Source organism: Cupriavidus pampae (assembly GCF_914271485.1).
In the GTDB taxonomy this organism is placed as follows: domain Bacteria; phylum Pseudomonadota; class Gammaproteobacteria; order Burkholderiales; family Burkholderiaceae; genus Cupriavidus; species Cupriavidus pampae.
Genome location: NZ_CAJZAG010000008.1, coordinates 299744 through 312260, shown reverse-complemented (window position 1 = coordinate 312260; position 12517 = coordinate 299744). Strand labels below are relative to the sequence as shown.

At 64.4% G+C, this 12517-nt stretch carries 11 protein-coding genes; 4 read left to right on the top strand and 7 right to left on the bottom strand.

Going from position 1 to position 12517, the window contains the following annotated elements; translation table 11 throughout:
- Positions 1-55 precede the first annotated feature (55 nt).
- Both LDO41_RS21475 and LDO41_RS21470 read left to right on the top strand, forming a co-directional pair.
- Positions 56-496, top strand: a complete 441-nt coding sequence (locus LDO41_RS21475; RefSeq protein ID WP_223992096.1) for an EVE domain-containing protein — start codon at positions 56-58, stop codon at positions 494-496.
- A gap of 100 nt (positions 497-596) precedes the next feature.
- Complete coding sequence (locus LDO41_RS21470; RefSeq protein ID WP_223991843.1) at positions 597-1298, top strand: SIMPL domain-containing protein; 702 nt, start codon at positions 597-599, stop codon at positions 1296-1298.
- Between the two features lie 45 nt (positions 1299-1343).
- Here LDO41_RS21470 and LDO41_RS21465 read toward each other — a convergent pair whose 3' ends face one another.
- The 5 genes from LDO41_RS21465 to LDO41_RS21445 all read right to left on the bottom strand — a co-directional run bounded on the left by LDO41_RS21465 (position 1344) and on the right by LDO41_RS21445 (position 7082).
- Positions 1344-2924, bottom strand: coding sequence for a malonate--CoA ligase (locus LDO41_RS21465; protein ID WP_223991841.1), 1581 nt, complete (start codon positions 2922-2924; stop codon positions 1344-1346).
- 111 nt (positions 2925-3035) lie between these two features.
- Complete coding sequence (locus LDO41_RS21460; protein ID WP_223991839.1) at positions 3036-3818, bottom strand: enoyl-CoA hydratase/isomerase family protein; 783 nt, start codon at positions 3816-3818, stop codon at positions 3036-3038.
- Positions 3818-4807: a Bug family tripartite tricarboxylate transporter substrate binding protein gene (locus LDO41_RS21455; protein ID WP_377741043.1), complete on the bottom strand. Its 990-nt coding sequence runs from the start codon at positions 4805-4807 to the stop codon at positions 3818-3820. Before LDO41_RS21455 ends, LDO41_RS21460 begins: the two co-directional genes overlap by 1 nt.
- A gap of 38 nt (positions 4808-4845) precedes the next feature.
- Positions 4846-6339: a malonyl-CoA decarboxylase domain-containing protein gene (locus LDO41_RS21450; RefSeq protein ID WP_223991837.1), complete on the bottom strand. Its 1494-nt coding sequence runs from the start codon at positions 6337-6339 to the stop codon at positions 4846-4848.
- Entirely contained in the window at positions 6336-7082 is a 747-nt protein-coding gene (locus tag LDO41_RS21445; protein ID WP_223991835.1) for a GntR family transcriptional regulator, read from the bottom strand. The genes LDO41_RS21450 and LDO41_RS21445 overlap by 4 nt, the downstream gene beginning before the upstream one ends.
- 628 nt (positions 7083-7710) lie before the next feature.
- On the opposite strand from LDO41_RS21445, the gene LDO41_RS21440 reads away from it, so the two are divergent.
- Both LDO41_RS21440 and LDO41_RS21435 read left to right on the top strand, forming a co-directional pair.
- Complete coding sequence (locus tag LDO41_RS21440) at positions 7711-8790, top strand: YjgN family protein (protein ID WP_223991833.1); 1080 nt, start codon at positions 7711-7713, stop codon at positions 8788-8790.
- 12 nt (positions 8791-8802) lie between these two features.
- Positions 8803-9864: a M48 family metallopeptidase gene (locus LDO41_RS21435; protein ID WP_223992092.1), complete on the top strand. Its 1062-nt coding sequence runs from the start codon at positions 8803-8805 to the stop codon at positions 9862-9864.
- A gap of 15 nt (positions 9865-9879) precedes the next feature.
- On the opposite strand, the gene LDO41_RS21430 is transcribed toward LDO41_RS21435, so the two are convergent.
- A complete protein-coding gene (locus LDO41_RS21430; RefSeq protein ID WP_223991831.1) occupies positions 9880-10473 on the bottom strand; it encodes a DUF1120 domain-containing protein in 594 nt (197 codons plus the stop codon).
- A gap of 225 nt (positions 10474-10698) precedes the next feature.
- Entirely contained in the window at positions 10699-12372 is a 1674-nt protein-coding gene (gene ilvD, locus LDO41_RS21425) for a dihydroxy-acid dehydratase (RefSeq protein WP_223991829.1), read from the bottom strand.
- Positions 12373-12517: the final 145 nt, after the last annotated feature.

Genomic DNA, 12517 nt, shown 5'->3' with positions numbered 1-12517 from the left:
GTGGGTTCTTCTTTGCATCCATCCCGTGACCACTCGCGCCCGCCAATACTGGCTGATGAAGTCCGAGCCCGATGAAGCCAGCATCGACGATCTTGCCACCAGGGGCACGCTGCCCTGGACCGGCGTACGCAACTATCAGGCGCGTAACTTTATGCGCGACGTCATGCGCCTCGGCGACGGCGTGTTGTTCTATCACTCGAGTTGCCCCGAGCCCGGCATCGCGGGACTGGCCGAAGTCAGTTCGGCCCCCTACCCCGACCCCACCCAGTTCGATCCCAAGAGCGACTACTACGACAAGGCCTCGAAGCAGGAAGCGCCACGCTGGTCGCTCGTCGATGTGAAGTTCGTCAGGAAGACACCGCTGATCGCCCTGCCCGCGCTGCGCGAGTACGATGCGCTCGCGGACATGGTCGTGCTCCGCCGCGGCAATCGTCTGTCCATCACGCCGGTGACACCGGCCGAATGGCGCTTCATCACAGAAAAACTTATGAAGTGATACATCTGGAAACACTGTCGCCCGCGTTCGAGTCCCGTCCTACGGAACGAAGCGCGCGGCGGTGCGTCTGAATGCCACCACATTTGAACGGGAGAACAATATGAAGAACATGCTTGCCGCCACGCTGCTCGGTACCGCCGCGCTTGCCTCAACGGGTGCCTCCGCGCAAACAGTGCCGCCGCCCTCGGGCGTGCTGTCGCTGAACGCCCAGGCCGTGACGGAAGTGCCGACCGATATCGTGCAGGTCACGGTGGCCGCCGAGCAGGAAGGCGCGGAGCCCGGTGCGATCTCGTCGGCATTGTCGTCGAAGACCGCCGCCGTGCTCGCGCAGGCCAAGCGCGTATCGGGCGTGGAAGCGCAATCGGGCGGCTTCACGATCCAGCCGACCACCGACCGCAATGGGCGCATCACCACGTGGCGTGGCCGTTCGGAGGTCGTGCTGAAGTCGCGCGACTTCGCGGCGGTGTCGAAGCTCGCCGGCGATCTCGCCAATCAGATGCAGGTGCAGAACATCGCGTTCTCGCTGTCGCGCGAGGCACGCCTGGCGGCTGAAAGCAAGCTCGCGGAAGAAGCCGTGACCTCGTTCCGCGACAAGGCGCAGCACACCGCAAAGCTGTTCGGCTACGGCAGCTACACGATTCGTGAGGTCTCGGTGAATGAGAGCGGTGGCGTGATGCCGCCGATGCCGCGCATGTACGCAGCCAAGACGATGTCCGCCGATGCGGCCGTGCCGGTCCCGGTCGAGGGTGGCAAGGCGCAGGTCACCGTGTCCGTGAACGGCTCGGTGCAGATGCTGAAGTAAGCAAGGCATCAGTTTCCCCTCTCCGCCCGGAGAGGGGAACACACCTCACAGCGCGCCGAACTGCTGGCGCAGCACGTTCTTCTGGACCTTGCCCATGGTGTTGCGCGGCAGCTCGTTCACCACGTGCACGCGCTTGGGCACCTTGAAGTTGGCGATGCGCGTCTTGAGCGTACCAATCAGCTTGGCTTCGAACCCAGCAGCTCCAAACGCCGCTTCATCGAAGTCGCTGCCCGGCTTGCGTACCACTACCGCCACCACCGCCTCGCCAAACTCCTGGTGCGGCACGCCGATCACGGCGGACTCCGCCACGCCCGGCATCTCGTCGATAAAGCTCTCGATCTCTTTCGGGTACACGTTGTAGCCACCCGAGATGATCAGGTCCTTGCTGCGGCCCACGATCGTGACGTAGTTGTCCGGCACCTTGCGCGCACCGGCATGGCTCACAATCTCACCGCCAAAGCGGCCCACGTCGCCAGTCCGGAACCAGCCATCGGCCGTGAATTCCTCGGCGGTCTTCTCGGGCATGCGCCAGTAGCCCTTGAACACGTTCGGCCCCTTCACCTCGATATTGCCGATCTCGCCCACCGCGCAGGCGTTGGCTTCGCCATCGACCACACGCACCGAGACGCCCGGCAGCGGCGTGCCAACCGTGCCGCCAATCCGCTCGCCGACGGCTTCGTCATAGGGATTGGACACCAGCATCACGGTCTCGCTCATGCCGTAGCGCTCGAGAATCGTATGCCCGGTGCGTTCGCGGAACGCGTCGAACGTCTCCAGCAGCAGCGGCGCCGAACCGGATACGAACAGGCGCATACGGCGGCAGGTGTCGTCGTCGAAGCGTGGCTCCTGCAACATGCGCACGTAGTACGTGGGCACGCCCATCATCACGGTCGAGCGCGGCAGGAATTTCAGAATCTGCGCCATGTCGAGTTTGGGCGCCCAGATCATCTTCGCGCCGGCCAACAGCGCGCCATGCGAGGCCACGAACAGGCCATGCACGTGGAAGATCGGCAACATATGCAGCAGCACATCGTCGCTGCGCCAGCCCCAGTACGCATGCAGCGTCAACGCATTGGAAGCGAGGTTGCGGTGCGTAAGCATCGCGCCCTTGCTGCGACCCGTGGTGCCCGAGGTGTACAGGATCGCCGCGAGGTCGTCGTCCGCACTCGCCACGGTTTCGAACTTGTCCGGATGTGATGCCGCGCGCGCCAGCAGCGAGCCCGAGCGATCGTCGTCGAGCGTGAACACATGCGCGGTGCCGTGACGGAACGCCACCTTCGACACCCAGCCGAAATTCGCGCTGCTGCACACGACGACCGACGGTTCGGCATTGCCGACGAAGTAGTCGATCTCCGCTTCCTGATAGGCCGTGTTCAGCGGCAGGTACACATAGCCCGCGCGCAGCGTGGCCAGATACAGGAACAATGCCTCCGGGGACTTCTCCACCTGCACGGCCACGCGCGCGCCGGCGGGCAGCTTCAACGCCACCAGCAGATTGGCCAGCTTGGCCGTGGCACGGTCGAGGTCATCCCACGTGTAATAGAGCTCGTCGTGGGTCTCGATGCAGCAGGCCGTGCGGTCGGCCGGAAAGCGGGATTCGAACAGGGCGAACAGATTGGCGTTCATGAAATGTGGATCGGTAAAAACGGAAAGCAGGCGGACCCTATGCGGACACCCGGAAAGCGACGATTCGCCATGGCCGCGCGCGTGGCCGGCCGACATCTTACTCCGCGGTGTTCACTCCCCCGTAAAAACGGGCGGACGGCGCGCGAGAAACGCGGCCACGCCTTCGGCATGATCGCGGCTGCGCCCGTACGCGAAATGCGCGTCAAGTTCAGCCTCGGACAGCGGCTCCGGCGCAGGCGCCAGACGCGCGATCGTGGTCTTGTTGATGCGCGCGGCCAGCGGTGCGCCCGCACATAACCGGGTCACCGTGGCGTGGAGTTCTTCCTCGAGCGCGGCATGGGGTACCACGCGCGTGAGCAGACCTTTTCGTTCGGCCTCGGCGGCGCCGAACACGCGGCCCTCGAGCAGAATCTCGAGTGTCACCGCGCGCCCCGCAAGTGCCAGCAGCCCGCGCAGTTCACCGGGGGCCATCGGAAAGCCGAGCCGATTGATCGGTACGCCAAAGCGGCTGTCGTCCGCGGCGATGCGCAGATCGCAATTGCACGCGATCTCGAGCCCACCGCCTACGCAGACGCCCTCGATCAATGCCAGCGTCGGATGCGTGCAGCCGGCAATCGCCGCCAGCGCGGGCGCGATCGTCTCCACGTGATAACGACGTAACGCGTCCTCATCGCCCCGTACCTGCGGAAACTCGGCGATATCGGCGCCCGCGGCAAAGTTGCCGTCGGCGCCGCGTATCACCACGCAGCGCAGCGAAGTGTCGGCGGACAACGCGGCAAAGCCGCTCGCGAGCGACTGCCACATCGCCACCGAAATCGCATTGAGCTTGCCCGCGTGGGCAAGCGTGACCGTGGCGACCGCGCCGTCGCGCGCAACCGAAACCGTGCCGCTCATCAGTCGATCTTGGCGCCCGAGCGCTGCACCACTTCCGCCCAGCGCTTGATCTCCGCGTGCTGGAACTGCCCGAACTGCTCAGGCGTGAAGTTCGGAATCTCGGAACCGTTGTTGAGCCAGACCGCCTTCATCTCGGGAGAGTCGAGCGCCTTGCGCGTTTCGGCGTAGAGCTTGTCGACCACCTCCTTCGGCGTGTTCTTCGGCACCCACATCGCGTACCACGTGGACACCTCGAAGTTCTTCACACCCACCTCGGCCGCGGTCGGCACATTCGGGAACGAAGGCGAACGCTTGGTGGCCGCTACCGCGAGCGCATTGATGCGGTTACTGCGGATATGCTGCGCCGATGAGCCCAGACCGTCGAAGACGATATCGACCTGCCCCGCGATCAGGTCCGACAGTGCCGGGCCCGCGCCCTTGTACGGGATATGCGTGATGAACGTTTTGGTTTCGAGCTTGAACAGTTCGCCGGCCAGATGGTGCGACGACCCGTTACCCGCGGAACCATAGTTGAGCTTGCCCGGATTCGCCTTCGCATAGGCGATCAGTTCCTGCAGCGTCTTGGCCGGCACCTTCGGATTGACCACCACGACCTGCGGCGGCTGCGCGATCACGGTGATGGGAATGAAGTCCTTCTCGATGTCGTAATCGAGCTTCGGGTAGAACGACGGCGCGATCGCGTGGTGCGCACCGCCGATAAACACCGTGTAGCCATCGGGTGCCGCCTTGGCCGCGATGCTCGCGCCGACCGTGCCGCCGGCACCGCCGCGGTTGTCGATCACGAACTGCTTGCCGAGCTGCTTCGATAGCTGCGCGGTCAGCGGTCGGGCGAACGCATCGGTACCGCCGCCCGCCGGGAACGGCACGATCACCGTGATTGGCTTGCTCGGCCACGTGTCGGCAAATGCCGGCGCCGCGCTCATTGCCATCGCGCCCGCCACCATGGCCGTGACCCCTAGCAACTGAAAACTGAACTGGCGAAGATTCATTGCACTGTCCCCTCTCTCTCAAACGGAAAGTCAATCGATCACAGCAGCTTGCCCACCGCGCGGCTCACGCGCGGATTCCCCGCGCCAAGGCGTGCCAGATTGTCATCCAGCGCGTCAGGCACGTAAAGATAGTTCACCATCATGCCGCACGACTGTGTGCGGCCTTTGCGCGACAGATCCGCGCCCCAGTTCAGGCGCTCCACGCAGGCACCGTTGCCTAGATGAAAGCGAGCGACCGCATCGGCCGGGAGCCCGTCTTTCTGTTCGCGCACGAGGTAGTGCGCGGCGAGTGCGAGCGCGCACTCGCGCAGCACGGCATCCTGGCTGTCGGGCGTCAGCGCCGCGAGCCACGCGGCACCGTCGGCAGGTGCGTCGCCATGTCGTTCGCTCCAGCGCGCCACGCGCTTCTCGCCGAGCATCGTCGTAACCGCCTCGCCCTGTTGCTTGCGCAGCCAGTCGGCAAATCCCGGAATCGGCGAGAGCGTCGCAAACTGCTTGAGCTTGGGAAACTCGCGCTGCAATTCCTCGATCACACGCTTGAGCAGGAAGTTGCCGAAGCTCACGCCGCGCAGCCCGGGCTGCGTGTTCGAGATCGAATAAAAGATCGCCCACTTGACGCGCCGCAGATCCTCGAGCGGCGCGGCCTCGTCGAGCAGCGTCTGCACGTTGGCGGACATGTCGGGCACGAACGCCACCTCGACAAAGATCAACGGCTCGCGCGGCATGCGCGGGTGGAAGAACGCGTAGCAGCGGCGATCGGAATCGAGCCGGTTGCGCAGATCGGTCCACGACGCGATCTCGTGCACGGCTTCGTAGCGGATCAGTTTCTCCAGCAGCGAGGCCGGCGAATCCCACGTAATCGGTTGCAACTCGAGCAGGCCCACGTCGAACCAGTTCGAAAACAGCGCCTCGAGGTCCTCGTCGAGCGCGCGCAAGCCGGAGACGCGCTTGTGCCAGCGCAGCATGTCCGCACGCAGATGAATCAGGAAGTGGAGTCCGCACACACTATTGCCATGATGGCCGTGCAGTGCCGCGAGGCGCTTGAAGAATCGAATGCGCGCATTCGACAGCGCCTGCGACAGACTCGCGCCGCTTGCGCCGCTTGCACCGGTACCGCCGCTGGCCAGCGCGCTCGTTGCAGCCTTGTCCGCCTTGTCACCCTTGGCCGTCTCGCTGGCAGGTGCCGCCACCTCGGCCAGCACGCCGAGCATGGCCTGACGCGTGGGCTCGTTGGCGGCCTCGTACTCCTGCCGCCACGCCTGCGCGGCGGAGTTGGCCGCGCCGTCAGTCAGCCGTGCGTCGAAGCACTGTCGCAATTGCTCGCGCTGCCGCCGCTGCACGCGCGGTGACAACACTGGCGCCGCGCTGGCCTCGGCCTTGTGTACCGCCTTGCCCTCGCCCGTGGCATCGGCGTCGGCCTCGCCCTTGCGGCCCCACCAGCGGCCGAAACGCGCGAGAAGCGTATCACCGGCGCCACGCTCGTTATCGAGCGGCGCGCTGACCTTCTGTTCGGTGGTGTCGAGGGCGTTCATGGCGTGTCCCGCGTGGACGAGGAAACCTGCATGCGCACAACATTCGAGTGGTCAGCGTCGGCGCGGTCGGTGTCGGCGTGATGCAAGTCCGCGCGCTCCGCGCCATCGAGTGTGCGCAGTGCCGCGCGCTGGCGCAGCACGTGCGTTTTCATCAGCGCCTCGGCGCCCTCCGGATCGTGCGCCTTGAGCGCCGAGAACACCGACAGATGCTCGGCGCACGACTCGTGCACACGTCCGTCGAGCTTCAGGCTCTTGTGGCGCGACAACCGCAGCACCTTGCGCAGATCGCTCACCACGCCCGACAGCCAGCGATTGCCGGCCAGTCGCTGGATCGCTTCGTGAATCTGGTAGTTGGTCTCGTAATACGCGTCGATCTGCTCATCGGCCGCATGGCGCGCGAGTTCGGCGTGCAATGCCTCCAACGCGCGTACATCGTCCGGCGTGACATTGCGTGCGGCCTCGTAGGCGCAGCGGCCCTCGAGCAGCGCCATCAGCGGAAAGATCTCGTCGAGGTCCTGCTCGGTCAGTTCATTGACGAAGCAGCCACGTCGCGGCTCGAGCCGCACGAGTCCTTCCGCCGCGAGCACTTTCAACGCTTCGCGCAATGGCGTGCGCGAAATGCCCAGCGATGCGGCCAGTACCGCCTCGTCGATCCACGCGCCAGGCATCAGCGCATGATCGTCGATCATCGCGTGCAGCCGGTCGGCAACCTCGAGATACAGCGCCTGCTGGACGATTCGCATGCCGCCTCAACCCATGGGACGCGGCATGATGGAGTATCGACTACGCCGCAATAATTCATAATTATGGGCGGCCGCATTGTGGTGACAAGCCAGTGTCTACCCGAACGAGGGAAAACCAGAACAGCCAGGGGATCGATGCAGGAGGTGCAGCGGACGACCGTCGTCCTCCCCGACGACAATCGCCCGCGCCTGAAAAAAAGCCGCGAGACTCTCATCACGAACCGGCATCGCGCCGGCCACGTGTGGATTGAGTTGAACGACCGGCGTCAATCCCACGCCATCCCCGGTAAGTGCCGATACTGCCAGCACCGATTCTCCCGCTTTGTTGTAACAGACTTCTTAGCGAATACCGTGCCACCTTATCTAAATCATTGATTTTATTGATGGCGACCTCGCCAACTTGTTACAAGTTGCGACGGCTGTAACAGAATGTTTCTCGATCGTTACGGGCCGGGCTTCGATGAAAACGCGCAACGGTACGTTGCCGGCGTGCATCATCCATCGAAATGTGTCCCCTCTGCCACGTAGAGGTGCAATCACGGTGCGACAATGCGTTCGCCGGCGCGCAAAGACGCCGGCCAGATCGGTTGCATCGCTGAAACAACGCAGACAAACGGAGAGGTCGGACATGCAATGGGAAAACGACGCCAACGGGGGCGGGGGACAGGTCGCAGCATCAGAGCCGTCGGCAACATCGTCGGCACCACGCACGCTACCGTTCTCGTTCACGGGGTCGGGATCGGAATACTTCCGCATCTGGATCGTCAACACGCTGCTGACGCTGGTCACGTTCGGCATCTATTCGGCGTGGGCCAAGGTTCGCACGCTGCAGTACTTCTATCGCAATACGCGCGTCGATAACGCGAGCTTCGACTACCACGGGAAACCGATGGCGATCCTCAAGGGCCGCATCATCGTGCTGGTGCTGTTCGGCGCGTTGCAGTTTGCGGGTGAGATCAGCGTGGGCATTCCGATCGTGGTGCTGCTGATCGCGGCTGCCGTCATGCCATACCTCCTTGTGCGGTCGCTGCGTTTCCGCATGGCCAATTCGAGCTATCGCGGGCTGCGCTTCGCGTTTCGCGGCGGCGACGCCGAAGGCTACAAGGTGTTCCTGCTGTGGCCAGTGCTCGCGTGGTTTGCGTTTGGATTGCTGACGCCGTTCTCGCATCAGCGTCTCAAGCGCTTCCAGCACGGCAACGCCCGCTTCGGCACCGCACCGTTCTCGTTCGACGCATCGGTCAGCACGTTCTTTCGCGTCTATCTCTCGATCTCGCTGATCTCCATACTGCTGGTAGGCGGAGGCGCGGCGCTGGGCGCCCTGCTCGGCACGGCCACTGGCAAGCCCGCTCTGATCCTGGTCACAGCCGTGGCCGGCGCCGCTCTCAGCGTCGCGCTGTTGATGCCGCTCTATCGCGCGCGTCTGCAGAACGTGGTGTGGAACGGTACCGCGCTGGCGCCCCATCGCTTTCGCAGCGAGGTGCGCACCCGCCGTCTGTTCTTCATTACGCTGACCAACGTCATCTTCGTCGTGCTGACGCTCGGCCTGTTCCTGCCATTCGCGCGCGTACGCACCACGCGCTATTGCGTGGAATCGATGACGCTGCTCGCAGCCGGCCCGCTCGATCATTACATCGCGGCGGAGATCGATCAGGTCGACGCGCTTGGCGATGCCGCCGCCGATTGGTACGACATCGATATCGCGCTCTGAACGATGACTGCCATGGTTGCCGCCTCGTACTTCGACGGACGCTCGTCGCGCGCGCACGCGGTCATGCTCGATGTGACTGGCGGTGAAGCGGTGTTGCGTGACGCGGACGGGCAGGAACTGCGGCGTGCGCCGTTGTCCTCGCTACGCGTGTCGGAACGCACGCGGCGTGCGCCGCGACTGGTCACGTTCACCGATGGTGCCTACTGCGAGATCGCCGACCACGCTGCCTTCGAAGCGCTGCTCGCCGCCACCGGCCATCGCGAAGGATGGGTGTCGCGCGCGCAGAACAGCTGGCGACTAGTCGGCATCGCGGTAGTGGGCCTGATTGCCGTGTGTGTGTTCTGTTATTACGTGGTGCTGCCATGGGGCGCGCGCGTGATTGCCGACGCCATTCCGCCCACGCTCGAGGCGCAGCTCGGCCGCGCGACGCTGGATACGCTCGATGCCAGGCTGGTGGGGCCAACCAAACTTTCGGCCGCCGAGCAGAAAACCATCCGCGACAACTTCGCCTCGCTCTCGCTGCCGGCGGACCCCGGCCATCGCTACGATATCCAGTTTCGCGCGGGGCAACGTCTCGGTCCCAACGCGCTCGCGCTGCCCGGCGGCACGATTGTCGTGACTGATGAATTGGTGAAACTGATCGGTACTGGCACCGGCATGATCGGCGTGCTCGCCCACGAGGCCGGGCACGTTGCCCAGCGGCATGGGCTGCAGCAGATCATTCAGGCCTCGGCCATCGGCGCTGCCTCGGCCTATGTGCTTGGGGACTTCTCGACGGTGCTGGCGGGGGTTCCCGCCGCGATGCTGGCGATGCGCTACTCACGCGAGCACGAGCGCGAAGCCGATGCGTTTGCGATCGACGTGATGCGCGCGAATCGGTTGCCCCCGTCCGCACTGGCGGATGTTCTGCAGAAACTGGAAGATGCGCACGCGCGGCGCGGCGGCAAGACCGCGGCACGCGATGCGAAAGACGCGGGGAAGGACGCGAGGGAGGACGACGGGGGAGAGGATTTCTTCGCCACGCATCCGCTCACTCGCGAACGGATCGAGGCGATTCGGGCCGGGGGACGCTGACCCTCCCATAGAGACTTACAGATACACGACCGAGAACGTCATCGAGCCATCGATCGGCACGCCCTCGCTCAGCGAGGGGAGGCTGTTCTTCGCGGCAATTTCGAGCGTCACCGCGAACGTTTGCTGCATGGTCATGTAGGTACCCGGTGCGGTAGTGCCCCTCTGCGCCCACGACAACTGAAAGTCCGACGCCCCCGACAGGTCGCCGCTGAGGCGATTCCAGCCGCCGGCCCCGACACGCGCGATCGGATCGGCCGAGACGCCGTCAGCCACCGCATTGCGGGTGGCCAGCGAGAAATTTCCCACTGCCTTGTTTTTGTACATGCCGACGCCAAACAGCGTGGGATTGCCGGTGTCGCGCGATTCGCTGCCCTGGCGGTTGTCCGTCATCGCCAGTCCCACCGAGGCGGCCACGCCCTTGCACGAGACGGTCACCGTGACGTCGCGAGCCGGTAGCTTCGTCGCTGCGATTTCACTCAGCGAGGACGCGGGAATCTCGCCGAAATCGAGCGTATCCTGCGAGAGCAGGACGTCGCAGGACGCTGGCACCAGCGTGGCGCCAATCGAGAACGGTACTGTAGCGGCGGCGTTCGCGTTCGTGGAGATCACGCCTGCGGCCATCGCCACTAAAGCGGGAACCGTGACAAGCACGGCAAGTGGCCGCCTGGACAGAAGGATGGAAAAGGCACGCGACATGAGGCGAAGAAAGCAGGATGATTGAGATGCCTCCATTCTGTGCAACGTCAGCATCCAACTAAATCGCATTTCTACGAAAAACAAAAAAAGGGCTCGATATTACGAGCCCTTTTCGTCCCTCCGCGCCCTGCCGCAGGGTCAGTCCGTCACGGCACCCTTGCTCGCGGTGGAGGCGAGTTTGGAGAACTTGGCCAGCACCCCGCGCGTATAGCGCGCCTCAGGCGGCGTCCACGCGGCACGGCGCCGCGCCAGCTCGGCATCGTCCACGTTCAGCTCCAGCTTGAGTTGATGCGCATCGATCGTGATCGAGTCGCCTTCCCGCACCAGCGCGATGGTGCCCCCTACAAAGGCCTCGGGCGCGACGTGACCCACCACCATGCCCCAGGTACCGCCCGAGAAGCGGCCGTCGGTAATAAAGCCCACCGACTCGCCGAGCCCCTTGCCGATGATCGCGGACGTCGGGGCGAGCATCTCCGGCATGCCGGGGCCGCCCTTCGGACCCAGATAGCGCAGCACCAGCACGTCGCCGGCCTGGATGCGATCGGCAAGAATCGCGTCCATCGCGCTCTGCTCGTCGTCAAACACGCGCGCGGGTCCGGTGATGACCGGATTCTTCAGGCCCGTGATCTTGGCCACCGCGCCCTCTTCCGCGAGGTTGCCCTTGAGAATCGCGAGGTGGCCCTGCTTGTACAGGGCTTTCTCGATCGGCATGATCACGTCCTGATCCGCGCGCGGCTGGTCAGGCACGTCCGCCAGTTCCTCGGCGAGCGTGCGGCCCGTGATGGTCAGGCAATCGCCATGCAGCAGGCCCGCGTTCAGCAGGATCTTGAGCACCTGCGGAATGCCGCCCGCGCGATGCAGATCGGTGGCCACGTACTGGCCCGACGGCTTCAGGTTGCAGATCACCGGCACCTGGCGACGGATACGCTCGAAATCGTCGATGGTCCATTCGACCTCGGCCGAATGCGCGATCGCCAGATAGTGCAGCACCGCGTTGGTGGACCCGCCGGTCGCCATGATCAGCGACACCGCATTCTCGATCGACTTGCGGGTGATGATGTCGCGCGGCTTGATGTCCTTCTTGATCGCTTCGTACAGCACGCGTGCCGATTCGGCGGCGCTGACCACCTTCTCGTCGTCCGGATTGGCCATCGTCGACGAATACATCAGCGACATGCCGAGCGCTTCGAACGACGAGCTCATCGTATTGGCCGTGTACATGCCGCCGCACGAGCCCGAGCTCGGGCACGCATTGCGCTCTACGCCCTCGAAGTCCTCTTCACTCATGCGGCCGGCCGTGAATTCGCCGACGGCCTCGAACGCGGACACGATGGTCAGGTCCTTGCCCTTCCAGTTGCCGGGCTTGATGGTGCCGCCATACACGTAGATGCCCGGCACGTTGGTGCGGGCCAGCGCGATCATCCCGCCGGGCATGTTCTTGTCGCAGCCGCCGATCACCACCACGCCGTCCATCCACTGACCCTGCACCGCGGTCTCGATGCAATCGGCGATGACCTCGCGCGAGATCAGCGAGTACTTCATGCCCTCGGTGCCCATCGACATGCCATCGGAGATCGTCGGTGTGCCGAAGGTCTGCGGATTGGCACCGGCCTCCCGGACCGCGTCGACGGCCGCGTCGGCCAGACGCTGCAGCCCCGAATTGCACGGCGTGATGGTCGAATGCCCGTTGGCGATACCGATCATCGGCTTGTCGAAGTCTTCCTTCTCGTAGCCGAGCGCGTAGTACATCGAGCGATTGGGGGAGCGGGCAACGCCCTGCGTGATGTGCCGGGACCGCTTGTTGAATGCCATGGTGGGGATCTCCAGGGGGTTTCCGGGCATGCCACGCGAAGCCCGCGCGACTGCCATTTGTTGTGAACGACAGCATGACGCTTTGCATGTTGGAGTGTCAAATATATTATTTGACCTTTATTGAGTCGAAAAACATATCAGGAGC

Coding starts and splice junctions, on each gene's coding strand:
- LDO41_RS21475 (WP_223992096.1), top strand. CDS start 56: ATGAAGTCCGAGCCCGATGAAGCCAGCATCGACGATCTTGCCACCAGG.
- LDO41_RS21470 (WP_223991843.1), top strand. CDS start 597: ATGAAGAACATGCTTGCCGCCACGCTGCTCGGTACCGCCGCGCTTGCC.
- LDO41_RS21465 (WP_223991841.1), bottom strand. CDS start 2,924: ATGAACGCCAATCTGTTCGCCCTGTTCGAATCCCGCTTTCCGGCCGAC.
- LDO41_RS21460 (WP_223991839.1), bottom strand. CDS start 3,818: ATGAGCGGCACGGTTTCGGTTGCGCGCGACGGCGCGGTCGCCACGGTC.
- LDO41_RS21455 (WP_377741043.1), bottom strand. CDS start 4,807: ATGAATCTTCGCCAGTTCAGTTTTCAGTTGCTAGGGGTCACGGCCATG.
- LDO41_RS21450 (WP_223991837.1), bottom strand. CDS start 6,339: ATGAACGCCCTCGACACCACCGAACAGAAGGTCAGCGCGCCGCTCGAT.
- LDO41_RS21445 (WP_223991835.1), bottom strand. CDS start 7,082: ATGCGAATCGTCCAGCAGGCGCTGTATCTCGAGGTTGCCGACCGGCTG.
- LDO41_RS21440 (WP_223991833.1), top strand. CDS start 7,711: ATGCAATGGGAAAACGACGCCAACGGGGGCGGGGGACAGGTCGCAGCA.
- LDO41_RS21435 (WP_223992092.1), top strand. CDS start 8,803: ATGGTTGCCGCCTCGTACTTCGACGGACGCTCGTCGCGCGCGCACGCG.
- ilvD (WP_223991829.1), bottom strand. CDS start 12,372: ATGGCATTCAACAAGCGGTCCCGGCACATCACGCAGGGCGTTGCCCGC.